Here is a 22,214-nt window from a genome sequence, read left to right as displayed (position 1 = left end):
GCTGGTGGCTATTTCGGTGGGGTCGGGTTGGCGTCGAAGGTATGCGGCGGCGCCACTTGCAGGGTGGTCACCGAGCCTTGCGCCGACAGCGAATACGTCACCTTGGAGATCAGCATGTCGCCATCGAAGCCGAGCACCGGATCCTTGACCTTCACCAGCGTGTTGTGGCGCCACAGATCGCCGTTGGACTGGCGCCAGCCCTGTACCTGATAAGTGGTGGTCAGCGCCCGGCCCATGCGGGTGGCGCTCTCCCACTGGGCGCGTTGCTGAGCCAGCTCAAAGGTCAGTTGCGTGCCTTCGTTGATCACCGTGGTACGCCGGCGTTTGAAGGACAGGTCAGCCGCGCTGGATTCAACCTCGCTGACCGCCGCCCCGCTCTTCTTGTCCGAACCTTTTTGCTGGCCGATCACCCGGTACTCGGAGAACACCTGGCTGTAATCCATTGGCGCGTTGGCCGACAGGATGTTCTTGCCCAGCTCCAGCGCATCGCTGGCGCGGCCACCGCTGCCGGGTTTGGCCAGCACCAGCCGGCCCTGCTCGTCATCGGTGGAAAAAACCCGCAACAGCGAGAGCAATCGATCAATCGACTGAAACACCGTTTCGCCCGGCACGATCGTGTGCCTGGTCAGTCGCGCCGTCTCGGGGATCTCATTGACAACGAACTGCGAGTATTCCAGCGCCAGTGCCTGGACGATGCTGGACAGCGGTTGGTCATGCCATTGATTCGGCCGGTTGGTAGCCGCGCAGTCGACCAGATCCTGAGTCTTTGAACTGCCCTCGACACTCAGGCTGATCTGCCGCCCGTCATAGCTGACGGGCGCCTTGAACACGTAGCCCGTGAGCACCAGGTCGTTGCCGATTTTCACTTCGCACGGGTCGCCGGGCTTGATCGGTTTATCCACCGTCTGCCCCGGCCATTGCCAGGTGATGTCGAGTTTGAAAGTGCGGAACTGACGCTCCAGATCAGCCGTGATTTCCACGCTTTTCCAGCCGCCGTACTCCATGTTGTCGACGGTCAACGTGACATGGTTGTCCATTACGTCCATGACTACTCCCGAGAGACTTTCACGTCGTTGGGTGGCAGGTACAACGGGTTGGTCGTTCCGTTACGCTGAACCACTTCGGTCACCCGTGTCGCATCACCGAACTGTTTGTAAGCCACTACCAGTGCCGGCAGACTTTCCTGAAACGACTTGATGACCAGACGCACACCCGACGACGCTACGGCTTTGAGGTGCGCGACCAAAGCGTCCTGCACATCACTGATGGCCTGATAGTGCGCTGGGCCGGCTTTGTTCTTGGCCATTTGCAGCGCCTCGACCAAATCCTTTTGGAGCGCCTGCAAATCGTCAGTGGCTGGCACTTCCTGTCGAGAGACCGGTTGCTTGGACTGCTGATCCAGTGAAGGTGTCGTCAGTAATTTCACCGGCTTCGTCGCCACCGGCATCGAAGCGACCCATTGCGCCACTTTGACGATCAGCGTGTCCTGCACCAGATCGGCCATGGCTTGCGCCGCCGCGTTGGTGTCCCTGCCGGTGGTGATCTTCGGCGCATCAGCCTTGCGAATGGCTTCGAGTTGTTGGGACACGTCGGCAATCACGCCACGGTAGCCCTCCTTCGCGAATTCCTTGAGCTCCTTGATTTCGCCGAGCAAGCCTTTGAATTCGGCCGCCACTTCCTTGGGCAATTCCTTGACGGCCCTGACCAGTTCGGTGATTTCCTTGTATTGCGCGATCAGCGGTTTCAGCTGTTCCTTGATGACATCGAACACCCCGGTCAGGCTGTTTCGCAGATTTTTGATGCCAATCCGTGCCGCTTGAATCCGGACAATCACCTCCTCGAAACGTGACACCGCCGACCCCAGCAAGGTGTCAGCCTTGGCCAACAGGACTTTCTGCGTACTGACCGTGGCGGTCGGAAACGGCAAAGGCCGGTCGGGGTAGAACTTCAGACTGAATGTCACCAGCCCGCCGTCCTGGCGGGTGTGAGTCATATCGCACTCACCGACCTTGACTTGCAGGCGTCCCAGCCAAGGGTGCACCAGCTCGCCACTGCCCTGCTCCAACGCCTTGAGCAGCTTGTCGCGCTGCTCCAGGCAATCGGCGCCGATGATGAAGGCCGTCAGGTCGTGGGTCTTGGCCTGCTGGCCCAGATCCTCGAAATACGGCAGGTCACGCTGCGGATATTCGTGCAGCTGACCTTTGCGACCGACCGGCGTTTTCGCCTGATCGATCCAGAAGCCGACACCGCGAAAGGATGCCGGCAACAAACGGTCACGCCAGTTCATTGGAACCTCCTGCCGACAGCGAGCGATAGCCGATGCGCGAACTGAGCGCCAGCCCGGGTTGATTGGTTTGCGGTTGATCGGTACGCAGCCCCGCCGGCGCGTTTTCGAAGCGCACTGTCAGGCCACCTTCGAGTTGCGTGCGGTTGTTGGCGGCGCTCTGCTGGATCAGCGCGCTGGAGGATTGCGGCAAAGAACCACCCTGCAACGCACTGCCACCCTCGGGTTTCGCACTGGCACCGAAGAAGGCCGGCGCCAGTTCGCCCTTGCCTTCGGCATTGGTCTGGCGCTGCGCCTGGGTCAGGGTTTCGACCTTGCCGGTGACCTTGGCGATCAACCCGGCGAAGCCGCCGTCGAACAACTCCTTGATCGGCGCGATGACGGTTTGCAGCTTTTGCCACAACTCGCCGAACCATTCAGTGATCGGCCCCCAGCTCTCGATAATCTGATCCAGAGGATTCCATTCGAACAGGCCGTGCAAAAAATCCACGACCGGCGCGGACAGCGCCAGCACAACACCCCACAGCGCCGAGAAAACCTCACCGATCGGCTGCCAGTACTGCGCAATCTGCTCCAGCGGCGACCACTCGAACAGACCGGTGAAAAAGCCTTTGACCTGTTGCACTGACGTTTGCAGTGCCGTCCAGATCGGTTCGAAGAATCCGACGACACCACCCCAGGCGCTGGTGATCATTTCCATCGGGAAAAAATCGAACAATGCCCTCAACGTATCCCGGGTGATTTGTACGGCCGATTGCAGCGTCGTCCACACCGGCTGAAAGTACGCAACAACACCGCCCCAGGCGCTGGTGATCATCTGTATGGGCGAGAAGTCGAACAACGACACCAGGAGCTCTTTAACCGGCTGCGCGGTTTTTCGCAGGCCGCTGAACATCGGTTCGAAGAACCTGACAACACCGCCCCACGCACTGTTGATCATCTGCATCGGCGAGAAATCGAAGAGGTTTCTGAGGAACGCCATCACCGGCACACTCAAGGCCTTGAGCAGCTCCCAGATCGCCGAAAACAGACCGGTCAGCGGCCCCCAGTTTTCCAGGATCAGGCCTGCGGGCGACCACGAGAAAACCGACTTGAAAAAGTCGATCACCGGCGCGGTAACCGCTTTGACTTTGTCCCAGATTCCCGAGAAGAAACCCGTGACCGGTTCCCACAGCGCCGCCAGTGCCTCCAGCGGCCGCCAGTCGAGCACCGAGCGCAACGTCGCCATTGCACTGGCCCCGGCGTTTTTCACGCCCTCCCACAATCCGGTGAAGAACGCGGAAATCGGTGTCCAGTTGGCCACGATCAAACCGGCCGCCACGGCAATGCCCATGGCGATCAGCATGATCGGATTGGTCTTGAGCACCATGCTCATCACGTCCATCACCTGAGTCATACCCGTGACGGCGGTCTGCATGGCGGAAAACGCAATCGCCCCCGCCGCCAGGCCTTCGACCAGTTTCGGGTTGTCGGCCAGCAGGCTGCCGACCTGGGTCAGCACCGGCTCCAGCCCGACCACCAATGCGCCCACCGCCGGCACCAGTGCGGCGTCCACCGCAGCGGAAACTTTCTCCATGGACGCACTGAATACGTTCATGTTCTGTGCGGCAGTTTTCGGCGTGTCCGGCAGGTCGACAGTTTTCGCCGTCTCGCTGACCTCGGTCAATTTTCCCTGAAACGCCGCAGCCGATTTGATGCCGTCCACGAACGGCGTAATCACGCTGCCGCCCTTGAACAGACCGCTGATGTCCAGTTTGCCGAGGCCGGTCTGTTCGAGGTTTTTCTTGAAGCTCTCGACCTTTACTCGCAGGGCGCCGAGTTTGGGCGACAGTTCATCGATGCCTGTCAGCAGCACCGAGGTTTTCTCTTTCTTTTCTTCGTCTGCCATCACTGCACCTGCTGCATCGCATTGATCCGTTGCGCGTGCTCCAGCGATTCGCGAAGCACATCCAGTGGCCTGGCCATCATCTGTTCGGGGTCAACCTTCCAGAACCAGGCCAGGTCATAGGCGACCGAAATCAGGTCGGTGATGGCTCCGACGCCGCACTCATGAAAAAACTCGCAACGGCCCAGCTCAGCGCGTTGAGGTCAGCCAGATCCAGCTGGTTGACCGACGACGGCGGAATGCCGGCGCACACGGCGATGTATTTGGCCGCCACGTCCATGTCGAGGCTGACCTCTTCGCTCTTGTCGATCTTGTACGGCAGCGCCTTGATCGCTCGCACCTCCTGCACCGTCGGACGGCGCAGGACGAGTTCGGTCAGGGGCTCGCCGTGAGCTTCGATCGCAACCTGAAGCTTCACGGCGCCGCTCATTGCCAGGTCCCCTTGATGCCTTCGAATTTCAGTTCGATGGTGGCGTCATCGCCTTTGGAGACTGGCTCTTCGACCAGGTAGGCACCGGCCAGTACGTAGACTTTGCCGTTGCTGAATTCGCAGGTGACGGTGATGTCGGTGCCTTCGATCAGCTTCTTCAGCGGGAAGTCGGCGGTGTGCAGCGCGGTCACTTTGAACGACGGCGCGATGTCGGTTTCCTTGTAGAAACCCGGCACGACGGTTTCGCGTTTGACGGCCATCAGCGGGGCTTCGCAGCCGCCATTGATGGTCAGTTGTGCGCCGTCGACCTTGACGTAGCAGGTACCTGCAATCAGTTGACCCATGGTGTTACTCCCTTCAAATAAAAAGCCCACGCGAGGTGGGCCGAATCACAGTGTCAAACGGGCCGATCAGGCGACGTCGTCGTACTGCAGACGGAACTGGTTGAGCAGTGCGAACACGCGCAGACCGTTGATGTAATCCGGCGGGAACAGCACGTTCACGCGGCTCGGGTCCTGCACGTCGCGCTCGACGATCAGGTGCTCGGCGAACAGCTCGGCGTTTTCCACGTGGCCTTCGAGTTCGAGCTTGGCGTACTGGGCGATCAGCTCGCCGCGAATGGTCGCCGGGGTGACGATCGGCTGGCCGGCGCCGAAACGGGTGCCGTCGGAAGCCAGTTTGTGGCGACCGTACTTGCTGGTGATCACGCTTTGCAGACGACGCACGATGAACGCCGACTGGTGCATGGTTTCGCTGTCCAGGTACGAGTTGTCAGCCTGGCCGTAAGCGTTCTTCTGGTAGGTGGTAATCGAGCGCTGGATGCGCACGTAGCCGCCTTCGTAGTACGCGGTGGCGATGCCGTAGTTGAGCAGCGACTGACGCTCGGTCAGGGTGAAGCGCTCGCTCGCCGGGGCCGGATCGACGCCTGGCAGGCTGCCGCTCTGGGTCGGACGGCTGGCGTCGGCCGAGATGAACACCGAAGTACGCGCAGCCAGTGCAGCGGCTTGTACCCACACCGGTTGTGGAACGCCCGGTTCCAGCGCCTGAATGGTCATGTGCTGGTCGTTGCGTGCCTGACCGGCTGCCACCAGAGTGCCGACAGTGCCGCGCTTGGCGCTGTAGACGTGACCGAACAGTTGCTTGGCCCACGACCAGCGACCGGTGCTGTCGTCCATCACCGCTTGCCAGGTGTTGAGGGTGGGCAGATCGGACCATGGCAGCGCGATGAATTCGAACGGCTCGTCGCCCAGTGCAGCAACCGCTTCAACCTGGTCAGGTACACCGACGCCGCCGGTCATGGCGGTGATCGCGGTGGTCAGGCCGGCCGGGGTTTCTTCGCCGTTGCTCTTGCCCAGACGATTGAATTGCAGGCTGATGTCGTTGCCGCTCTCGCCGGTCCATTTGGCGTTCAGAGTGACGACGCCTTCGGCGGCCGCAGCGCTCACCGGCAGATCGGCGGTGGCGTTGATTTTCTGTGCCAGGGCGGTAGCCGCCTGGGCAGCGGTGGCACCGTTGACCACAGTAGCCTGAACGCGGACGCCGCCGACATACAGGTTGAGCACGCCCGCCTGGGTCGCGGTGCCGGTCAGGGTCAGCACGCCCTTGGCAATGGCGCCGGTGGCGTTGTGCAGCGGCAGGCACCAGATCTCACCGATCGGGTCGGCCTTGCGGAAGGTCTCGTACATCGAGGCCAGCATCGAGCCCTGGCCGCCAATGCTCTTGGCCAGTGCCACGCTGGAGACCAGCACCAGTTTGCCGACTTCGCTCGGGGCGATGTTGTCGTTGACCTGCGCCACAATCAGGCGGCGCATGGACGAGGACGCGCTATTGGCGGCCGAGTTGTCCATTTCGGCATAGAACAGCGGTACACGAATGTCCGCAGGAATGTTGCTGAATCCGATCGCCATTATTTGGCTCCCTTTTGTTTAGCTGTTGCGGTTTTGAGGGTGATATCGCCGTCGGCCAGACGCCGGCGCCACCAGGCGCTGTCCAGCACTTCACGGCCTTCCAGTGGCAGCAGGTCGCCTGCTTCCGGGTCCGGCACGGCACGGCCGGCGGCCGGCACTACGGTGATGCGGTTGCTCATGGGGTTACGTCTCCAGAGAAAGTCATTTCCACGCGCCCGTCAGGGCCCGGGCGTTTCAGGTTGGGGTCGGCCGGGTCGATCGCATCGACCCGCACGGTGGCCCCGGTAAAGGACGACAAACCGTCCAGTTCGCGTTCGTGCCAACTCTCCGCAGGCTGACTTGGCAGATTGCGGCCCAGCTGGAACTCGGCAAAAAAGCGCAGCCGGTAGAACGCGCGGCTGCTATTGATCGAGACCGTTTCGCCGCCGTCATAAACGATGGCGCTGTAGTTGGAATCGGGTTTGAAACCCACCAGCGCACGCCACAGTTCGGCGCGCAGGTCGTGCAACAGATCCAGCGCTTTTGTGGCGTCCGTGGCATCCAGTGCCAGGATGATTTCGAAGCGGTCGCGGATCGGTTGGCTGGCGGAGTTCTGTGCGGTGCTGACGCTGGCCACGTCGGCCAGCGGTAAAACATGGGCCGAGGGCATCGGCAGATTCGGGTCGCCTTGCAGCAGCGCCAGGTCGACACCTGTCGCGATATGGCCGGCAAGGCTTGGGCATTGCGCACGCAGCTGCGTGAGGATCGGGGAGATCTTCATGGGGAGCGTTCCAGGAGGTGTGAGTGGCCACAGTGATGCGTGTGGCGATGAGACCGGGGGATCAGTCCTTGGCTTTTGCCTCGGGATCCCGGCCGTTGGCTTCGATCAGGCAGCGATAGCTTTCTTCGGGCTTGCCGCTGGCAGTGACCTTTTCGATCGACCAGCGACCGCGCATGAAGTCCGGCCAAGTGTCATCGAGCACCAGCAGGCCTTCGGCAACCAATAGCGGATCACCCGGACAGGTGACTTTCAGCGTGTATTTCTCGCGCAGCATCTTGCGCACTTCGGCTTCACCGATGGCTTTGGCTTCTTCCACACTGGCCTGTTTCTGGCGAATGACCTTGTAGGGCGCCGAGCCGGTTTTCACCTCCACCTGCTTGCCGGCATTGGCGTCCCAACAACAGACTTTGCAACCCTGATTCTGGGTGCGGGCGGTCTCTTCCAGCGTGGCGCTGATGAAGGCGTGATCGCCCGGCCGATTGTTGTGGGTCACCGACAGCCTGACGTTGGGTATCACCTGGCCCGACAGGTTTTTCAGTTGCGCCGGTTTCGCCAGTACGTAGAGGTCGTTGAACGGTTTGGCCACCGCGTCGTACTTTTTCGCCAGGCGTGTGATGAAGCCCATGTCGGTTTCGTTCGACTGGTCGACATGAGCGATCCTGATCAGCGCAAGCTCGGGATCCACGCGCGGCGAGAATCCGTGTCTCGAGACCAGCTCGCGAAACAGTCCGCCAAGGGTTGTAGGGCCATGACTGGCCGTGCGCCGTTCCTTGAATCCGGTTTCGTCCTTGCCGCTGAATGGCGCGGCGGTCGCGACCAGCGTCAGGCGCAGCGGGAACAGCGTCGGTGTCAGTCGAGTGACCTTGAACTGGCCCTTTTCGACCAGCCCGGTCTCCAGATACCCCACCCGCAGACCGATGACTCCGCCCAGGGTCGGCAAGCCATCAAGGCCTTCCAGGTCGAGCACCAGCGTCAGTTGGTCGGACTCCATCCCGGCGGCATCGATGTGCTCCCAACTGATCAGCCGCTGGTTTAGCAGGTCCTTGTTGGCGCCGTAGATTTCGATCGCCGGCGTAAATCCCTGTGCCATGCAGCCTCCTTAATCCCAGGCCAGAACCGGTTTGATCGCGGCCGGTTTGCTATCGAGTTCCGGCAGTGTCACCCAGACACCTGCCGGCAGGATCGGACCGTGTTCGGCCAGGGTCGGGTTGAGTGTCCAGAGAGCTTCTTCGGCGCTGTCATCGCTGCGCCCGGTTTCGCGGTAGAGCAACAGATTCACCGAATCGCCGGCCACGCTTCGTACCTTACGCATTGTTGAACTCCGACAATCCGATGACCCACTTGATCACCATCGCGGTGCCGTCATCGATGACCTCGCTCTGGTTTTCGTCGATGCTGTTGATTCGCCACAAACCCCAGTTGCGGCCAATGCCGTCAATCAACGGCAGCGGTACTCTCAACGCTTGCAGCGCACGTAGCTCATCGAGCCGCTCCATCGCTACGGCGTACATCGACGTGCCGGTGATGGTCAGGGTTTCAGGCTTCTGTCCTGTCTGATGGGATCTGGGTTTGCTGTTGAGAATCTGCAGATCAGTCCAGCCACCCTCGGATTTGCGCGCCAGCGTGCTGTACGCAAAATCCCGAGACAGGCCAAAGATGAAACTGCCCAGTGCCATTTGTTGTTTCATTGGGCCACTCCATCGGTCAGGGCTGCGTCACGGCGGGTGGCGAGCGGGTTGTTGGTCAACAGCGGCAGGAACTGGCCGTGGAACTGCCCGCTCAGTTGCTGCCCGATGATCGTGCGAATTTGCTCGGCAGTGTCCGGTGCCGGGCAGGTGACCTGGATCAGTGGGGAGAAGGTCACTTGCTGGTTTTGACTTTGGGTGGGAGCGTTGACCAGGTTTTTCGCGACATCTCCCGGCGCAGCGAGTTTGTCGGCGGGCGGGTCTGCGAGTGCGTCTCCTATCAATGAGCCCGCCAATCCACCCAAGGCACTCCCGATGCCTATGCCGACACCTGGAAAAACAACCCCGCCGATCACAGCGCCAATGGCTGCCCCTGTCAGCTCGGCTTTTGCGCTTCCCACCGCTTTTTCATCACCTTCACGCAGGCCTTTCAGGCCTGTGTAAGCGGCGTGCGCCACCACTAACGGGGCAGCGACCCTACCCACCAAAGGTGCCATCCGGGACAGCATCGGCATGATCCTGGCTCCGAAGCTCCGCACCGCAGGCATGACCTTGGCTCCGGCGCTCCGCATCGCAGGCAAGACCCTGGCAGACGCACGTTTGATCGAAGGCATGACCTTCATCGCTGCACCGCGCAGTCGACTGCCCAGGCTTTGACGAACAGCGGGCGTACGGGGCCGGGCACCTTTCGCAGAGGCTTTGGCCTGCTTGCCCTGACCCGACTTGCGAGCCGGTCGTTTCTTTTTGCGACCGCCACCGTTGTCATCGTCACCGGTGATCATATCGCCGACTTCAGACGGTAAACGTGCCGCGGCCAGGCGCAGAAGTCTCGTGGAGACCGCATCAAGCACGGCAGACACGCCGGTTTTCAGAGCGCCCGCCACGAACGGCGTGGCAGCCACACCAAGCAATGTCAGTGCTGCGGTGATGAACGGGAAGGTTTCGGCCGCTGCGCTCAGTCCATTGACCACCGCAGTAAGCCCGATGGCAATGCCGTCTGTCACCGGGGCCAATGCATTGCCGACTGCTGTGGACAGCCGGTTGAGACTCGCATCCAGCGCATTCCAGCGTCCCTGCGATGTATTGCCATAAGTCGCAGCGGTTTCTGCCGCCGAGCCTGCATCTTCACCGCGTCTGGATGTTGCATATACGGACTTGTCAGAAACCAGCTTGAACGCCGTTTGAACATCTTCAGGCTTCTTCAACAACTCGAGGATTGCATCATTGTTGCCAAACAGCGTTTTAGTCAGCGAAGCCTGTTTCTCTTCAGGTTGCTTCTTGAGTTGCTCCAGAACCAGCTTGATCGTTTCGGGTGCATCGCCACTCATCCCGTGCGCGAGCGACTCCGGGTTCAGACCTATGTCGGCCCAGGCCGAACGCTGCGCCGATGACGCGGACTCTCCTTTGCCCAGAACCGTCGTGAAATTCTTCAGCGCCGCTCCGGCATCTGTATTGCTGGCGCCGCTGTTGAGGAACGCCGCCGCAAGTGCAGCCACTTGCTCGGGTGTCATCCCTGCCGCCTTGGCGCCCTCACCAGCGCTTTGAACGACAGAGCCGATGTCGGCGGCTTTGACGTTCAGGCCACTGTTGCCAAGGTAGTTGGTCGCGTCTGCCAGATCCTGGCTCTGCACCCGATCAAGCTTCAGTGTGGTGCGCCAGCCCGACAACATTTCGCCAGCCGCCTTGACATCGATCTTGAAGGCCGAGGCATTGATGGCGGCATCACGGGAGAAATCCTGTAACGCCTCTGTTTTCTGCTCGCCCTTCAGACCATCACTGATGCCGGACCGCAGCCCGGCGAGTTGCACTTGCAACAGATCCGCGCCGGTAGCCCCGCTGGGGGCAACCCGTTTATCACTGGTGATTTCCAGGTTCTTTTCCGAAAGAGCCTGAAGCGATTTCGTGCTCAGGTGCAGCACCTGATTCAATTCAACCAGCGCCGTCTCGTTGGCCATGGCTGATTGCAGTCTTTTCGGTGGCGGACGCTGCTCGATTTCCGCCTTGAGTTTTGACTTCGGCTCACTATTGGCGGCTGGCGACACCGTGACGACCTTGAACAACGACTGCTGGCTGACCAGCAGCTCCCGCAGCTTGATCTGTTCCTGGGTCAGCAAGCGAATATCCGCACTCGCCAGCGCCATAGTCAGATTCAAGTCCTGCAGCGGTTTGCCAAAGCCATCGGCCACCGCCGACCCGGTTGCTGCGTCGCCACTCACATTGGCGTATGTGAGCGCAAATTTGCTCTCTGCCATGCCGCTCTACTCCTGTTTCACGCCAAGGCGAGTGATCGCTATGTCGTAGCGGCGCAACGCCTTTTCGGCGTCCCACTCCAGAATTTCCGCCTCACTTACCGGGTAAATGAGCGGCACGATATCGAGGATTACTTCGATGTCGCGTTCTGAAAGAAGGCCGCCGGCTGGTTTAAAAAATCGTCGATGCGCACCTGCAATTGCGTCCAGTCCGGCACGCTCAACAGGGCCAGATCGGGGATCATCAGGCCGGTGCAATGGGCGGTGATGAACTCGGCGCGTTCCTTGGCCGTTTTCAGTTTCTTCATCACTTTGGTAGCACGCAGCGCCGGCATTTCCAGGCTCAGCGAAGTCACAGTGCGGCCGGTGACGGCGAGCGGCAACAGCAGTTGCACCTGGTCGGGATCGTCGGACTGTTCCGCGTCTTCGACCTGGTCGAGAAAGTACGACGCCGGACGGGTCGAGAACTCGTGCACGTACTGCGCGATGGTCACGTAGTCCGGGCGCTTGAGCTGGTCGAGTTCCTTGACCGACAAGCCGGTGGCCAGCAGCGCCAGTTCGAAGAACTGGTCGTCTTCATCGTCGCCTGCGCGTTCCAGCGCTTCTTTCTGGGCGGCGTAGAACAGCGGCTTGAGCTGGATCGATTCGATCTGCGAGCCGTCGTCACCGGTGATCGGCGACAACAGGTCATGCTTGGGTGGCATCCACGACATGTATGAATTCCTTGGTGATTCGTTTAGATCCTCTGTGGGAGCGAGCTTGCTCGCGAAGGCGTCGGGTCCGTCAACATCAATGTTGAACATTAGATCGCTTTCGCGAGCAAGCTCGCTCCCACAGGAGTTTTGTGATTGCCTTTGCCGAGGCTTACGGCATCAGCACCGCACGACGCGCATCACCGAGGATGTCGACGCCGTTGAGCACGAACTTCTGGGTGCGCACGTCGATGTCGATCACCGGCACGCCGTTTTCCAGGCGGTTGTAAGTGCGGCAGGAGAGTTCCAGGTTGGTCTTGGGCTTTTCACCCATCTTCACCGCGGTTTCCTCCAGGGACTTCAGCTTGCCGCCGACGGTGTGGTAGGTGAACCAGGTGTTGCCATCCTGATCCTGACCGCCTTCACGCACATTCAGCAGGATGTCGTCGCCCAACTTCACACCCAATGCGAGCATGACTTCGGTGCCCATGCCTTGCAGGGTCAACTTGGCATTGAGCGCTTTGCCGCCCTTGGCCATTTCTTCGACGATGAAACGGCCGCCACGCATCTCTTCCACATCGAATTCGATTTTCGGCGGAGTGAACTCTTCCACGGTCGCCGACAGCGGCAGGCCTTGCAGGGTGGCCGCGATGGCCTGTCTTACGCGGTTGGTAAACATTAGAGAACGTCCTCCAAGAACTGCTCGATGATTTCATCGCGGGCGTTGAGTTGATAAACCATGTGTTCGTTCGGCGCGTAGCGGCCGTAGTCGATGACCACGTACCAGGTGCCGTTCTTGTACTTCTCGACGCTGTTGAGTTCCGGGTGCAGATACACGCTGCCGCCGGGAATGGTTTCGTCGGCAACCAGGGTTTGCAGCCAGTCGTTGATGCGTTTGACTTCCTGATCCATGAACGACTTGGTCAGGTTCTTCGCCATGGCCTTCTGGCCGGCTTTCACCAGCTTGCGGCTGATGGCGTCTTCGAGACCGACGTAGCTGATGAACTTGCCGGTGATCGAGCGGTTGCCCAGCAGCGAGAAGCCGCCAAGGATGGTGCGGGCGTAGTAGCTGACGCCGTAGCGGTTCAGCAGATCGCCTTCGGTGGAGGTGTCGAGGATGTTGTATTCAACGACCCGCGACACGTCTTCGGCGTAGGTCACCTGGTTGCCCGGGCTTTCCCACTGCTTGACCTTGGCCAGCGCGGCGATCGCCAGGCTGGATGGCGCGAGGAACACGTTTTTCTTCGCGGCTTTCGAGTACACGGCCGGCATGTTGTGCACCACCAGGCAACGGTCGAAACCCAGATCCGCACCGCCCAGCTCCTGGCTGTAAGTCACTTGGTCAGCGACCGAAGCGTCCTTGCCGTCCAGCACCACACGGGCCTTGATGCGCTTGCCGAACGAGGCGAACTCGCTGGCCACCGCTTTAGTGCCGGTGAAGCCCGGCGCGCCGATGATGGTCAGGTCTTCCGGGACGCTGCCCAGTGCCGCCAGACCGAGCTTGCGACCGGTGGCTGGCTCAACACCGCCGATGACTGCGTTGACGGTGTCGGCCGGGGTCGCGCCCGCCTCGACGATCACCACATACACCGGCACCTTCACCACTTTGAGGATCTGGTAAACGGCGTGGTACAGGGTGCCCTCTTCCGAGCCGGTCGGATCGAGCAGCGCGTGGGTGGTGAAGCTGTTGATGCGAAACGGTGCGTTGCGCGGAATCAGCGGATCGGCCTTCGGCGCGGTGCCGACCAGACCGATGACGTTGTCGCCCAGGCCACCCATGGCCTCGGGGGATTCGGTGGCATTGACGGTAATGCCGTTGTGCTCGAAGTTCAGAACCTCAGCCATAGTCAGTCAGCCTTCTTGGCAGCGGCCTTCACGGCCTTGGTGGTAGGTGTTTTCAGCTCCAGTCGACCGGCGCTGTGCAGGGCACTGGCCTCGACATCGAGCAGATCGAGTTCCTGGCCGACGCTCGACCAGTGACCACCCCCGGTGGGGAATGGAACGAGCACGGTGTAGGTTTGGCGGGTTGCCATTTTTCGTTTCTCCATAAACGGGAAAGCCCCTCGTTGGGAGGGGCTTGGCGGGTGTTGAATGTTTTTGGGGGGAAAGAAAACGCCCCGGGATGCGGGGCGTTTTATTGAGGCTCGGAGGTTGGCGTTACAGGCATGGAATCGGGCCAGCCTTGCTTGAGCATTTCATCGGAGTACGTGCCATCCTCGATTGCCTGGAGCAACTCCAGTTCGCGGTCGAAACAAGCCTGCACGTGCGCCCTGACAGCTTTGGCAATCGCGAGAATCTGCTGCGCGCCTATCTCGACGAAACCCTCGAGTGTTTTGAAGTTACAGCGGTAATCAGGATCGAGAATCGCCGAGATGCCTGCGCCATAGATCATCCCCGCGCTGTCACGGGAGGTTGCAACAGTCAGACCCTCCACAGAAACGACCGCGTTCTCCCGCTCATAGCGCTCATCGGCGACCCGTTGCGCATAGTCAGGAGTCACTTGCGGGAAAGGCGTTTTGACAATTTCATCGCCTACTCGACGCCAGATACCATCGGCTTCCTGAGTCAACCTGACAAACAACTTGTCATCGACTTTGACTGCTGACGAGGGGATCGGGTGAACCCCTTCAATCAGGCAGGTTTGCAAGTTCGAATTCTCGTCAAACAGTGCGTATTTCATGATCTCTCCTTAACTGCCCACCGCGACCCAATGAAAGACCGTGACCCCGGGAAAGGTGTGTTTTCCATAAAACGAAGTGAGACTTGACACACCGACATCCACATACCCGTTCACTGCCGCCCCTGGCGTGTAATTCAACGTCGCGTTCAGGCTGTACATGCCATTTGGAAAAGCAATCGGGAAGGCAGTGGCGATGTCCGTACCGCCATTTCCGGAGACCCTGCCCCACTGAATGATCAAGCCACCCAGCCAGGACGGGAAAACGATATAGCCGTTGACGGCCTTGAGGATCTGAAAACCCCAACGAAGTTTTTTCGGCGTCACGATTGTCGTGTCGTCGGCCCCGGTGTCGGTCAACTCCTGGGTTGCAACCTTGGCCGTCCCTTGCTTGATTTCGGTCGCTTGCTGGGCCAGAGGAGCCAGCGCTGCGACATCAATGCTTCCCTGATTGACCGGCGCGTTCCAGGCTTTGATGCACCACATGACTGCCAGGTTGCGCGGGCGGGTTACACCTAGCGCGCCATTGCTGACAGGCCCTGCGCCAGTGGTAAAAACCGAGTTGCTGATCGGGTAATCCGATTGCGAATGAGCATCGAGGCCGTGTGCCTGCGCGATGCCTGCATTGGAAGCCGTGTTATGCCAAAGACCAGAAACGGCCAAGCTATCGTTGGATGGATCAAAGGACTGCAAGCTGCCTTTTTGCCAACTCCCCATAGTTCGCCCGGCATCCACGCCACGCCCATGATCCCAACCGCGCAAGAACTCGCCACGCGACTCCGGCAAGCGGAAGTTGCCCGCACCTTCGTTGCCCTTGTTGTAAGCAGTGCCAAGAAAAGCCGCCAGATCCGGATAAGTCGCAACACTCTGCACACTGCCATCCAGCTCAAGAAACCCTGGCGGTACGATCCCCGTCGGGAATGCCATGACGGCACCCACCGGAACGGCAGATCCGAGCCGGGAGACTTCCTTGACCAGTGCCGCTACGTCGATGTTTCCCTGATTGACGGGAGCGTTCCAGGCTTTGATGCACCACATGACAGCGACGTTGCGTGGCCTCACAACACCGCCATCGACCAATACCGGCGAAGATACAGCACCTGCAACAGTGTACGATCTGGCCACACCTGGATAATCAGCGGGTATGAACACATCTGCCTGAGCATCCGCCACCGTTGCCTGAACAACTTCGACCGTAAGGTTCGGATTAGGGTTGCTGTCAAAGGTTGTCACTGTCCCCTTTTGAGATGATCCAATCGCTCGGCCAGCATCCACACCCCGCCCATGATCCCAACCCCGCAAGAATTCCCCACGCGCCTCAGGCAACCGGAAATTCCCGACACCCTCATCCCCCTTGTTGAACTTGCCGCCCAGATAGGCGCTCAAGTCCGGGTAAGTCGCGCTGCTTTTGACGCTGTTGTCCAGCTCCAGAAAGCCCGGCGGTGGCGAGTCAACCGGGAACGCGACAATCGAGCCCACCGGCAATGCCGAGGCCTTGGCAATCAGCGCCTCGACTTCAGCCTTGGTGTACGAATCCTTGATACCGAAACCGGCCAGCGTGTCGGGATTCGAGCCGGCCGTCGCGCGGCCGTATTCGTCGACGCTCAGACTCTTGTAAGTCCCGGCGGTAATGCCCGTGCGCCCTGCCAGCATCTTGAATGTCAACGCGGTTGTGCCGAGGGTGATCGGCGCGTTGGTAGTCAGGTGCCACAGCGAATCGCCGTTGAGCGCACCCTCTTCCACCATCACCGTCAGGCCCGGTGTGACCTTGGCACTGACGTTGGCATCGTTGGCCCGAACCCAGTCACCGTTGGCGACGATCCACAGGCCGTTGTCCTTGGCCAGGGTCTGGTTCGGCAGCAATACGCGGTCGCCGGCAATCACCGCCACGCCGTCGATCTGCTGTGCACCGTTCAGCACCACGTTGGCGGTGGCGGCGACACGCACCGACTGTTTGCCATCAAGCTTGCCGAGTTCTTCGGCGAGGTAGCTCATGACCCAGGCGCGAGTGGCCTTGACCACCGTGTCATCGATCAGCAGCGTCACCAGCGACGCATTGCTGGTCTCGAAAATCGAGCGGATGTAGAACTCTTTGCCCGAGCCGGACGAGGCCAGTACCGGCTTGAACGACTCCGGGTATTTGACGATGGCGTAGAGAATGCCGGTGTCGGTCCACAGCCCGGCTTCACGCACGTACCAGCCGCCGACGTCCGGCGGAATGGTGACTTCGGCGAGCAGCCAGCTCGGATTCTTCTCGTCCTGGAACAGCGCGTTAAGCGGTCCGCGCCAGACTTCGCGTTTCAGCGCGGTAGCCGTCGCGGCCGGGTTGTAGACCGCGCCGCCGCCATCGCCGACTGAAATCTGCGTCAACTTGATCGGTACGCCCGCTGCCTTGCAGGCGGTTTCGTAGGCAATCCCTGCGTTGGTGAGCAGGGTGTAAAAGTCAGCCATTCAGGCCCCCTGAGGATAAATAGTGGATGTTTCGACGGTGTACAGCGCCGCCGCCATGAAGGCCTCGCCGGATGTCTCGAGCCCTTCGAGGAACACCGGATAAACCGTGGTCAGCTCACCGCAGAAGGTCGCGGCGCCGATGACGTGATTGCCGAAGGCGCTGAGGCCGACCGACACCGACAGCACGTCCCGCTCACTCTTGGCATCAGCCAGGCGTCGGTCGAGACGGGCGTCGATCTCTTCGCTGTAGGGTTGTTCGCTGAAGGCCCGCACGGAAAAGCTGTAAGGCTCGCCGGGCGGTGTCTGTTCGTACCAGGCGCGGATTTCCGGCCTGAGTTGCAAACCCTTGGCGGCGTTCTCCAGCGCCTTGCGGGTGCCGGCCTGACGCGCAGTGGGCCAGGCCAGTTCGACGGTCAGGCGTTTTTCCGCTTCCGGTGCGTCGGTGCTCCATTCGGCGACCCCGCGATCCGCCGCGAGATACGGCAGGAACGCGACGGGTGTCGAGGCAGGGTTCATCAGTTCGGGAAACGGCGGCGCGACGCGGTCAAGCAAGGTGCCGAAGCCGATGTCGAGTGCCCGTTCCAGCGCAGAGCTGTTGGCCGGCAGCAGAGTCGGACGCGGTGTCTGATCGGTCATAACGTCTGCACCTCGACTTCAACCGCCGTGCAGTACGGCGCTTGAAACGCGGTACACACGATGGGCGTCAGCGGTTCAAGAATCTGCAACTGCACGGCGCCGGCGCTGTGCAGCGTGTAGTCGATCCAGCTCGGATCTACCCGGCCTTCCAGGCGATGGCAGCTGTCGGCGTAGGCCTGCAAATGTTGCTGCGCGGCGACTTTGGTCAGGCCCGAATCCGGGCCGGAATTGATCTTTGCCACGACGCGGATTGTGTAGCGCTGAATCTCGGCACCTTTGACCGTGACCTTGTCGGTTTCCGGGCAGACATCGGGCCGGGCGAAGTGTTGGCGTACGCCGTCGAGCAGCGCGGCGGACGGCGTGCCGTCGGCATCGCGGGAGAGCACGGTGACTTGCACTTCGCCAGGCGCGGTGCGACGGCCGTTACCATCCTTGACCTGCGCGGCGAGGCCGTCCGGGTCGAAGGTGTAGGTGACGTTCACAACACCTGCATCGGTGGATTCGACTTTCACCGCCGGCCGCTCGCCCAGGGTGAATACTTCGCGGCGATACTGCATCCGCGAACCCGCCGCCGGCGCATGGGGCGCCAGGTAGTAGCGCAAGCGGGCGTCATCGTCGCTTTCGTAAATCGCCGGCACCGGCGGGAATGCCGACGGGTCGCCCGGGTCGAGCAACTGCCGTTCCAGGCCCATGTCCGCCAGCCGCGCATCGAGGTTGCTGCCGGTGGCCCACCACGCCAGCATCTGCTTGATCCGGGCGTTGTATTTGCGCTCGTGGGTTTGCAGGCGAACGCAGAAAGCCTCCAGAGCCAGGGTCAGCAGTTCGCTTTCGTTGTCCAGGCTGGTCTTGAGTTTTTCCGCGCTCTGCGGCGAGCGTGCGCCGACGTATTCAATAACGAAAGTCTTGAACTCGGCGAGCAGATCCTCGAAGGCATCGACCTTGATCAAGGAGGGTTCGGCCAATTGGTTCTGGCCGGGGATCAACATGCTCATGTCACGACCTCGAAAGTCTGTTGGCGGTTTTTCCAGGTGCCGGCAAAATGCAGCAACAAACCCGCGCCCTGACGACTGGCGACGATCACTTGCGGCTGGAAATCGCCGATACCGTTCTGCGCGTTGTAGAACGCTTGCGCGGCGTGGCTTTGAGCCAGAAGCAGAACGTCGTCGCCCAGGTTCTGCCCCAGCAACGAGGGGATCAGCGAACCGTACAAGGGCCGTTTTTGCCGGGTGCCCAGCGGCGTGGTCAGGGCCCGGGTCGCGCGCTGCACGAATTGCAGCCAGTCGTCGACCGTGGCCCCGCTGTCTCTATCGATTCCAATCATGGGAAGCTCTTGATTCAGGGGCTGATGACGCGACCCTGGTGTTCCACCAACGGGCCGCTGAAGTGCACGCCCGAGACGTCGATCGTCAGGCCGACCGCACCCAGTTGCAGGTTGATCGCTTGCGCGGTCATCGCCAGCCGTGCCGAACCGATGCTCAGCTCAAGCGATTCGCGGGAGCCGTTGAAGGCCGCCGGGCCGTTTTGCCAATGCAGCGTGTGAGAGGCGTCGTCGTAGCCGCTTTCGCTGCCATCCTGATGGACGCGACGAGTCAACGTCGGCACCGTCGAGGTCGGCGGAAAGCGGTCGCTGTTCAGGCCGAACAGCGCCACGCTCTGCGCGCCGCTTTCGCCGCTGCCGTAGTTGAACAGCAGACACTGTTCGCCCACCGTCGGGATCCGCGATTCGCTCTGCGCTCCGGCGCTGGGGTTGAAGAATTTGATGGCCGGGGTGAGCAAGCCACCATGGCTGACCCTGCAGGTGTTACTGGCGGCATCGACTTCCTGACAGATGCCGATGCGGCAATAACTCTCGGCGCGCCGGTGCAGGTCTTCGATTTCCGCTTCCATCTCGGCCAGGCGCTCGATGATCGGGCCCAGCTGCATTCGCAATAACGCGTCGAACATCGGTCAGGCCTCCAGAGAGGTGTATTGGTCGGGATCGTCGATGTCGCTGACTTCCCAGGTGCGGGCGAATTTCGGCGTACCGAGCGGGTCGTCCAGCAGGGTCGGACCCAGATAGAGGGTCTGGTTGAACGACAGGGTCCAGGCTTTGTTCGGCTGATCGGCGCGGATGAGCAATGACGGCATTCCATCAATGTTCATCGGCAGATCGCATTGATCGCCGGACAAGCCCCATCGGTTGTCGGTGACCAGATTTTTCAGCGCGGCAATGAGATCGCACGCGGCAAACGCCGTGGAGGAAATCGTCGGAATGACCTGCAACGACAGCGTCAGCACATGGGTAATGCGCCCATTGGAGGCGCGCTCGCCTGGCGCGTTTCGTTCGATGTCGATCAGCACCCAGGCCTTGTCGCCGGGGGCCGTGAAGTCATCGTGATTGCCAACCTGCACGTTCAGATCGGCGTTGTTGCGCAAGGCTGTGGCCATTGCCGTGAACAGCTGCGAAGGCTGCTGGATGGGTGCGGGCATGCTTGACCTCCTTTTCAGATGTCCACGCGAAGTCCCGCCGCACGGCGTGCAGCGAGACAGGAAAGTGAGCGGGTTATTGCGGGTCGCGCGGAGGAACTTCGCAGACGCCAATGCGCTTGGCAGCCCAGCGCTCGTAAAGGCCGATGGCGACGTCGGCGCCGGCCATTGCGGTGAGGCAACCAAATGCCCCGGCAGCCCAGATCGACATGCCGGCGGCGTACAACAGCATGATCGCCGACACGCCGCAGATCATGCAGGCGCCGGAGCGCAGGGCCAGCCGGCGAATCAGCGGCCAGCCGCGAGCACCTTCCTTGTCGGCGCGCCACATTTCGCCGGACACCCCGCCAACGACGGCAAGGAGGATGACCAGCCAGATCGGCATGTCCGCCAACGCTTGTTGCTCGTTTGTCATGTCACGCCTCCTGGAGATTGATGAGTGATGTATTTGGGTTTCAAACGATGTCTCTGAAAGCGGGCACTCGAGGAATGCCCGCGGGTTATGCCTTAAAGAGGCACTACGCTGACCTTGTCAATGAACGCGAAATGAGCGTTGGGATTCTGCTCGTTCGAGAAGCTCAGGGTCGTTTGAGAAGTCGTGGCGGTGAAGTCCAGGGTTCTGGTTTCCCAGACCGTTGCATCACCTGTCGCCACAGGAGTGTCGAAGCTTGTGGTTTGTCCGGCTACCTTGACGTTGATGACACCATTGCCGCTGCGATTCACATACTTCGAGTTACCGGCGCTAAACGTCAGGCGATACTTCGCGCCCACGACGGTATTAATGTTTTGCTGAATCCCACCGCCGTTTTCATAAACATAGTTGGCAAGATCAACGGCCATTGCACCATCGGCAGCAACCGAACTGCCGATAGCCGCGCGGACGTTCATGTATTCGACACCGGACAGGAACGTTGTCCAGCCATTGATGAAGTCAGCCTGAGCGGGTGTATTCAGAACGCAGTCATTGCCGCAACCAGGGGTTTCAAAGCTTCCATTGACGACCAGTTCGGCCGCGAATGCAGAACCGCTGGCAGCCAGCAGTGTCAGGGACAACAGCATCGAACCCAGATGAGTTTTGATCGATTTCATTATTTACCTATAGAGTCGGATAGTTTTGTGCACGTGATCGTGCTCAGGTCGCTCACAGGCGATCGCTCGGGGCTCGCGGCCTTCACATGATTCAACGTTCCGCAGCGGGAACATTTGATCTGGAGTTCTGTGTACTCGCCCACCCGGGCGAGCAGTCGTTTGCAATGGCCGCAGCGGCATTCTTTCAACATCGACAAATCCTTTCGATTCCCTGCGGAGCCTTGCTCATGGCGCGAAACCTTGTTGAAGCGTCTGCATCAGGCAGGCATTCCAGAAAGCCCGGCTATACGCCGGATCATTCAGTCATGCGGTCCTTATGCAGAGTCATGAAACGGTGATTTATGGAACTTCAGGCCAGGTGATTGCCAGCGGGTAACCTGGCTGTTTGTTGACGTTGCTCATATCAACGAAAAACTGCTTGTAAGCCTGCAACCCCGCGATATCGGCAGGCGTCGCCAGACCCAGCTCAACCTTCTGCTCCAGGGCGGTAGCCAGCAGAGTGGCGTTGACTCGATCAAATCGGCGGGAGCGTTCGGCGCGCAGCTGCATGGACAACTGCGATGGCTGACCCCACATATCGCTGTCGGTAAAGGTCCAGACGCCATCGGTATTCACCGCGTTCCAGGAGTAGTCGATCTTTGGCAATGCGGTGACATCCACCCAGACTTGACTCGCCGGAAAATCGTCGGTGATCGGGTTGTTGGTTTCGAAGATGTTGTCGACTTTGCCATCCACAACACGCACGTACTTCTTCATGGTCATCATCCTTTTTGATTGCCGGCCCCCCGGCATTTCTGTTTCTGCCCAGAAGGCATTCCAAAAAGCCCGGCAATCCGCCGGGCTTTTCAGTAATGCACTCCTTTGCCTTCCTTCAATCCTGTGTTCGTGAAGGAAGCTGACTTTTCGGCGCTACTGGCGCGGTACGAGTCCATTCAAATTGTTTTTCCGACCGCGGTCCCTGCCCGCCGGATAACTGCTTCTGGTGCTTTACGCTGCACACCCG

General features: G+C 60.4%; 27 protein-coding genes. All 27 read right to left on the bottom strand.

The genetic code is table 11. The features are described from left to right. Positions 1 to 8 precede the first annotated feature (8 nt). On the bottom strand, positions 9 to 1,046 hold the full coding sequence (locus tag N8H71_RS19325; protein WP_262195212.1) for a phage baseplate assembly protein: 1,038 nt from the start codon (positions 1,044 to 1,046) through the stop codon (positions 9 to 11). A 2-nt stretch (positions 1,047 to 1,048) separates the two neighbouring features. Next, entirely contained in the window at positions 1,049 to 2,287 is a 1,239-nt protein-coding gene (locus tag N8H71_RS19320) for a DNA circularization protein (RefSeq protein ID WP_262195211.1), read from the bottom strand. Continuing rightward, on the bottom strand, positions 2,274 to 4,172 hold the full coding sequence (locus N8H71_RS19315; RefSeq protein ID WP_262195210.1) for a phage tail protein: 1,899 nt from the start codon (positions 4,170 to 4,172) through the stop codon (positions 2,274 to 2,276). The genes N8H71_RS19320 and N8H71_RS19315 overlap by 14 nt, the downstream gene beginning before the upstream one ends. A 130-nt stretch (positions 4,173 to 4,302) precedes the next feature. After that, on the bottom strand, positions 4,303 to 4,599 hold the full coding sequence (locus tag N8H71_RS19310) for a phage tail assembly protein (protein ID WP_003222226.1): 297 nt from the start codon (positions 4,597 to 4,599) through the stop codon (positions 4,303 to 4,305). Next, positions 4,596 to 4,943, bottom strand: coding sequence for a phage tail tube protein (locus tag N8H71_RS19305; protein ID WP_007908779.1), 348 nt, complete (start codon positions 4,941 to 4,943; stop codon positions 4,596 to 4,598). The genes N8H71_RS19310 and N8H71_RS19305 overlap by 4 nt, the downstream gene beginning before the upstream one ends. A 66-nt stretch (positions 4,944 to 5,009) precedes the next feature. Then, a complete protein-coding gene (locus N8H71_RS19300; RefSeq protein WP_262195208.1) occupies positions 5,010 to 6,506 on the bottom strand; it encodes a phage tail sheath subtilisin-like domain-containing protein in 1,497 nt (498 codons plus the stop codon). Then, on the bottom strand, positions 6,506 to 6,685 hold the full coding sequence (locus N8H71_RS19295) for a DUF2635 domain-containing protein (protein WP_007954893.1): 180 nt from the start codon (positions 6,683 to 6,685) through the stop codon (positions 6,506 to 6,508). The genes N8H71_RS19300 and N8H71_RS19295 overlap by 1 nt, the downstream gene beginning before the upstream one ends. After that, on the bottom strand, positions 6,682 to 7,266 hold the full coding sequence (locus N8H71_RS19290; protein ID WP_262195207.1) for a phage tail terminator protein: 585 nt from the start codon (positions 7,264 to 7,266) through the stop codon (positions 6,682 to 6,684). The genes N8H71_RS19295 and N8H71_RS19290 overlap by 4 nt, the downstream gene beginning before the upstream one ends. A 61-nt stretch (positions 7,267 to 7,327) precedes the next feature. Beyond that, positions 7,328 to 8,356 carry a phage late control D family protein gene (locus tag N8H71_RS19285; RefSeq protein ID WP_262195206.1) on the bottom strand — a complete coding sequence of 343 codons (1,029 nt, stop codon included), beginning with the start codon at positions 8,354 to 8,356 and terminating at the stop codon, positions 7,328 to 7,330. Between the two features lie 9 nt (positions 8,357 to 8,365). Beyond that, the gene (locus N8H71_RS19280) at positions 8,366 to 8,578 is read right to left on the bottom strand and encodes a tail protein X (protein ID WP_007954888.1); all 213 of its coding nucleotides are present in this window, start codon (positions 8,576 to 8,578) and stop codon (positions 8,366 to 8,368) included. Continuing rightward, a complete protein-coding gene (locus N8H71_RS19275) occupies positions 8,571 to 8,954 on the bottom strand; it encodes a phage tail protein (protein ID WP_262195205.1) in 384 nt (127 codons plus the stop codon). The genes N8H71_RS19280 and N8H71_RS19275 overlap by 8 nt, the downstream gene beginning before the upstream one ends. Then, positions 8,951 to 11,203, bottom strand: a complete 2,253-nt coding sequence (locus N8H71_RS19270; protein WP_262195203.1) for a phage tail tape measure protein — start codon at positions 11,201 to 11,203, stop codon at positions 8,951 to 8,953. The genes N8H71_RS19275 and N8H71_RS19270 overlap by 4 nt, the downstream gene beginning before the upstream one ends. Before the next feature lie 128 nt (positions 11,204 to 11,331). Continuing rightward, positions 11,332 to 11,913 (bottom strand): phage tail assembly protein, encoded by a 582-nt coding sequence (locus tag N8H71_RS19265; RefSeq protein WP_262195202.1) that lies wholly within the window; start codon positions 11,911 to 11,913, stop codon positions 11,332 to 11,334. Between the two features lie 151 nt (positions 11,914 to 12,064). Beyond that, positions 12,065 to 12,571, bottom strand: coding sequence for a phage major tail tube protein (locus N8H71_RS19260; RefSeq protein WP_007954868.1), 507 nt, complete (start codon positions 12,569 to 12,571; stop codon positions 12,065 to 12,067). Next, the gene (locus N8H71_RS19255) at positions 12,571 to 13,737 is read right to left on the bottom strand and encodes a phage tail protein (RefSeq protein ID WP_262195201.1); all 1,167 of its coding nucleotides are present in this window, start codon (positions 13,735 to 13,737) and stop codon (positions 12,571 to 12,573) included. The genes N8H71_RS19260 and N8H71_RS19255 overlap by 1 nt, the downstream gene beginning before the upstream one ends. Positions 13,738 to 13,739: 2 nt before the next feature. Continuing rightward, positions 13,740 to 13,925 (bottom strand): hypothetical protein, encoded by a 186-nt coding sequence (locus N8H71_RS19250; protein ID WP_039771239.1) that lies wholly within the window; start codon positions 13,923 to 13,925, stop codon positions 13,740 to 13,742. 101 nt (positions 13,926 to 14,026) lie between these two features. Beyond that, the gene (locus N8H71_RS19245; protein ID WP_262195199.1) at positions 14,027 to 14,572 is read right to left on the bottom strand and encodes a DUF4376 domain-containing protein; all 546 of its coding nucleotides are present in this window, start codon (positions 14,570 to 14,572) and stop codon (positions 14,027 to 14,029) included. 9 nt (positions 14,573 to 14,581) lie between these two features. Further along, on the bottom strand, positions 14,582 to 17,020 hold the full coding sequence (locus N8H71_RS19240) for a phage tail protein (RefSeq protein ID WP_262195198.1): 2,439 nt from the start codon (positions 17,018 to 17,020) through the stop codon (positions 14,582 to 14,584). Then, on the bottom strand, positions 17,021 to 17,656 hold the full coding sequence (locus N8H71_RS19235; RefSeq protein ID WP_262195197.1) for a phage tail protein I: 636 nt from the start codon (positions 17,654 to 17,656) through the stop codon (positions 17,021 to 17,023). After that, on the bottom strand, positions 17,653 to 18,648 hold the full coding sequence (locus N8H71_RS19230) for a baseplate J/gp47 family protein (protein ID WP_262195195.1): 996 nt from the start codon (positions 18,646 to 18,648) through the stop codon (positions 17,653 to 17,655). Before N8H71_RS19230 ends, N8H71_RS19235 begins: the two co-directional genes overlap by 4 nt. After that, complete coding sequence (locus N8H71_RS19225; protein WP_262195194.1) at positions 18,645 to 18,977, bottom strand: phage baseplate protein; 333 nt, start codon at positions 18,975 to 18,977, stop codon at positions 18,645 to 18,647. Before N8H71_RS19225 ends, N8H71_RS19230 begins: the two co-directional genes overlap by 4 nt. A gap of 14 nt (positions 18,978 to 18,991) precedes the next feature. Next, the gene (locus N8H71_RS19220; protein WP_262195192.1) at positions 18,992 to 19,600 is read right to left on the bottom strand and encodes a phage baseplate assembly protein V; all 609 of its coding nucleotides are present in this window, start codon (positions 19,598 to 19,600) and stop codon (positions 18,992 to 18,994) included. Between the two features lie 3 nt (positions 19,601 to 19,603). Further along, positions 19,604 to 20,125: a hypothetical protein gene (locus tag N8H71_RS19215; RefSeq protein WP_262195190.1), complete on the bottom strand. Its 522-nt coding sequence runs from the start codon at positions 20,123 to 20,125 to the stop codon at positions 19,604 to 19,606. A 73-nt stretch (positions 20,126 to 20,198) separates the two neighbouring features. Then, positions 20,199 to 20,537, bottom strand: coding sequence for a phage holin family protein (locus N8H71_RS19210; protein WP_085683344.1), 339 nt, complete (start codon positions 20,535 to 20,537; stop codon positions 20,199 to 20,201). Between the two features lie 92 nt (positions 20,538 to 20,629). Further along, positions 20,630 to 21,211, bottom strand: a complete 582-nt coding sequence (locus N8H71_RS19205; RefSeq protein ID WP_262195188.1) for a DUF642 domain-containing protein — start codon at positions 21,209 to 21,211, stop codon at positions 20,630 to 20,632. Beyond that, entirely contained in the window at positions 21,211 to 21,402 is a 192-nt protein-coding gene (locus tag N8H71_RS19200; protein ID WP_262195187.1) for a Com family DNA-binding transcriptional regulator, read from the bottom strand. Before N8H71_RS19200 ends, N8H71_RS19205 begins: the two co-directional genes overlap by 1 nt. A 148-nt stretch (positions 21,403 to 21,550) precedes the next feature. Further along, positions 21,551 to 21,967, bottom strand: a complete 417-nt coding sequence (locus tag N8H71_RS19195) for a tail fiber assembly protein (RefSeq protein WP_085748125.1) — start codon at positions 21,965 to 21,967, stop codon at positions 21,551 to 21,553. Positions 21,968 to 22,214 lie beyond the last annotated feature (247 nt).

The sequence above is a fragment of the Pseudomonas koreensis genome, from assembly GCF_025447595.1.
Classification (GTDB): domain Bacteria; phylum Pseudomonadota; class Gammaproteobacteria; order Pseudomonadales; family Pseudomonadaceae; genus Aquipseudomonas; species Aquipseudomonas koreensis_H.
Note: the sequence above shows the minus strand (reverse complement) of the source record. Positions and strands in the feature narration are given on the sequence as shown.

What these genes read in the sequence shown, in the direction of transcription:
- N8H71_RS19325 (WP_262195212.1), bottom strand. Translation starts at nt 1,046, where the DNA reads ATGGACGTAATGGACAACCATGTCACGTTGACCGTCGACAACATGGAG.
- N8H71_RS19320 (WP_262195211.1), bottom strand. Translation starts at nt 2,287, where the DNA reads ATGAACTGGCGTGACCGTTTGTTGCCGGCATCCTTTCGCGGTGTCGGC.
- N8H71_RS19315 (WP_262195210.1), bottom strand. Translation starts at nt 4,172, where the DNA reads ATGGCAGACGAAGAAAAGAAAGAGAAAACCTCGGTGCTGCTGACAGGC.
- N8H71_RS19310 (WP_003222226.1), bottom strand. Translation starts at nt 4,599, where the DNA reads ATGAGCGGCGCCGTGAAGCTTCAGGTTGCGATCGAAGCTCACGGCGAG.
- N8H71_RS19305 (WP_007908779.1), bottom strand. Translation starts at nt 4,943, where the DNA reads ATGGGTCAACTGATTGCAGGTACCTGCTACGTCAAGGTCGACGGCGCA.
- N8H71_RS19300 (WP_262195208.1), bottom strand. Translation starts at nt 6,506, where the DNA reads ATGGCGATCGGATTCAGCAACATTCCTGCGGACATTCGTGTACCGCTG.
- N8H71_RS19295 (WP_007954893.1), bottom strand. Translation starts at nt 6,685, where the DNA reads ATGAGCAACCGCATCACCGTAGTGCCGGCCGCCGGCCGTGCCGTGCCG.
- N8H71_RS19290 (WP_262195207.1), bottom strand. Translation starts at nt 7,266, where the DNA reads ATGAAGATCTCCCCGATCCTCACGCAGCTGCGTGCGCAATGCCCAAGC.
- N8H71_RS19285 (WP_262195206.1), bottom strand. Translation starts at nt 8,356, where the DNA reads ATGGCACAGGGATTTACGCCGGCGATCGAAATCTACGGCGCCAACAAG.
- N8H71_RS19280 (WP_007954888.1), bottom strand. Translation starts at nt 8,578, where the DNA reads ATGCGTAAGGTACGAAGCGTGGCCGGCGATTCGGTGAATCTGTTGCTC.
- N8H71_RS19275 (WP_262195205.1), bottom strand. Translation starts at nt 8,954, where the DNA reads ATGAAACAACAAATGGCACTGGGCAGTTTCATCTTTGGCCTGTCTCGG.
- N8H71_RS19270 (WP_262195203.1), bottom strand. Translation starts at nt 11,203, where the DNA reads ATGGCAGAGAGCAAATTTGCGCTCACATACGCCAATGTGAGTGGCGAC.
- N8H71_RS19265 (WP_262195202.1), bottom strand. Translation starts at nt 11,913, where the DNA reads ATGTCGTGGATGCCACCCAAGCATGACCTGTTGTCGCCGATCACCGGT.
- N8H71_RS19260 (WP_007954868.1), bottom strand. Translation starts at nt 12,571, where the DNA reads ATGTTTACCAACCGCGTAAGACAGGCCATCGCGGCCACCCTGCAAGGC.
- N8H71_RS19255 (WP_262195201.1), bottom strand. Translation starts at nt 13,737, where the DNA reads ATGGCTGAGGTTCTGAACTTCGAGCACAACGGCATTACCGTCAATGCC.
- N8H71_RS19250 (WP_039771239.1), bottom strand. Translation starts at nt 13,925, where the DNA reads ATGGCAACCCGCCAAACCTACACCGTGCTCGTTCCATTCCCCACCGGG.
- N8H71_RS19245 (WP_262195199.1), bottom strand. Translation starts at nt 14,572, where the DNA reads ATGAAATACGCACTGTTTGACGAGAATTCGAACTTGCAAACCTGCCTG.
- N8H71_RS19240 (WP_262195198.1), bottom strand. Translation starts at nt 17,020, where the DNA reads ATGGCTGACTTTTACACCCTGCTCACCAACGCAGGGATTGCCTACGAA.
- N8H71_RS19235 (WP_262195197.1), bottom strand. Translation starts at nt 17,656, where the DNA reads ATGACCGATCAGACACCGCGTCCGACTCTGCTGCCGGCCAACAGCTCT.
- N8H71_RS19230 (WP_262195195.1), bottom strand. Translation starts at nt 18,648, where the DNA reads ATGAGCATGTTGATCCCCGGCCAGAACCAATTGGCCGAACCCTCCTTG.
- N8H71_RS19225 (WP_262195194.1), bottom strand. Translation starts at nt 18,977, where the DNA reads ATGATTGGAATCGATAGAGACAGCGGGGCCACGGTCGACGACTGGCTG.
- N8H71_RS19220 (WP_262195192.1), bottom strand. Translation starts at nt 19,600, where the DNA reads ATGTTCGACGCGTTATTGCGAATGCAGCTGGGCCCGATCATCGAGCGC.
- N8H71_RS19215 (WP_262195190.1), bottom strand. Translation starts at nt 20,125, where the DNA reads ATGCCCGCACCCATCCAGCAGCCTTCGCAGCTGTTCACGGCAATGGCC.
- N8H71_RS19210 (WP_085683344.1), bottom strand. Translation starts at nt 20,537, where the DNA reads ATGACAAACGAGCAACAAGCGTTGGCGGACATGCCGATCTGGCTGGTC.
- N8H71_RS19205 (WP_262195188.1), bottom strand. Translation starts at nt 21,211, where the DNA reads ATGAAATCGATCAAAACTCATCTGGGTTCGATGCTGTTGTCCCTGACA.
- N8H71_RS19200 (WP_262195187.1), bottom strand. Translation starts at nt 21,402, where the DNA reads ATGTTGAAAGAATGCCGCTGCGGCCATTGCAAACGACTGCTCGCCCGG.
- N8H71_RS19195 (WP_085748125.1), bottom strand. Translation starts at nt 21,967, where the DNA reads ATGAAGAAGTACGTGCGTGTTGTGGATGGCAAAGTCGACAACATCTTC.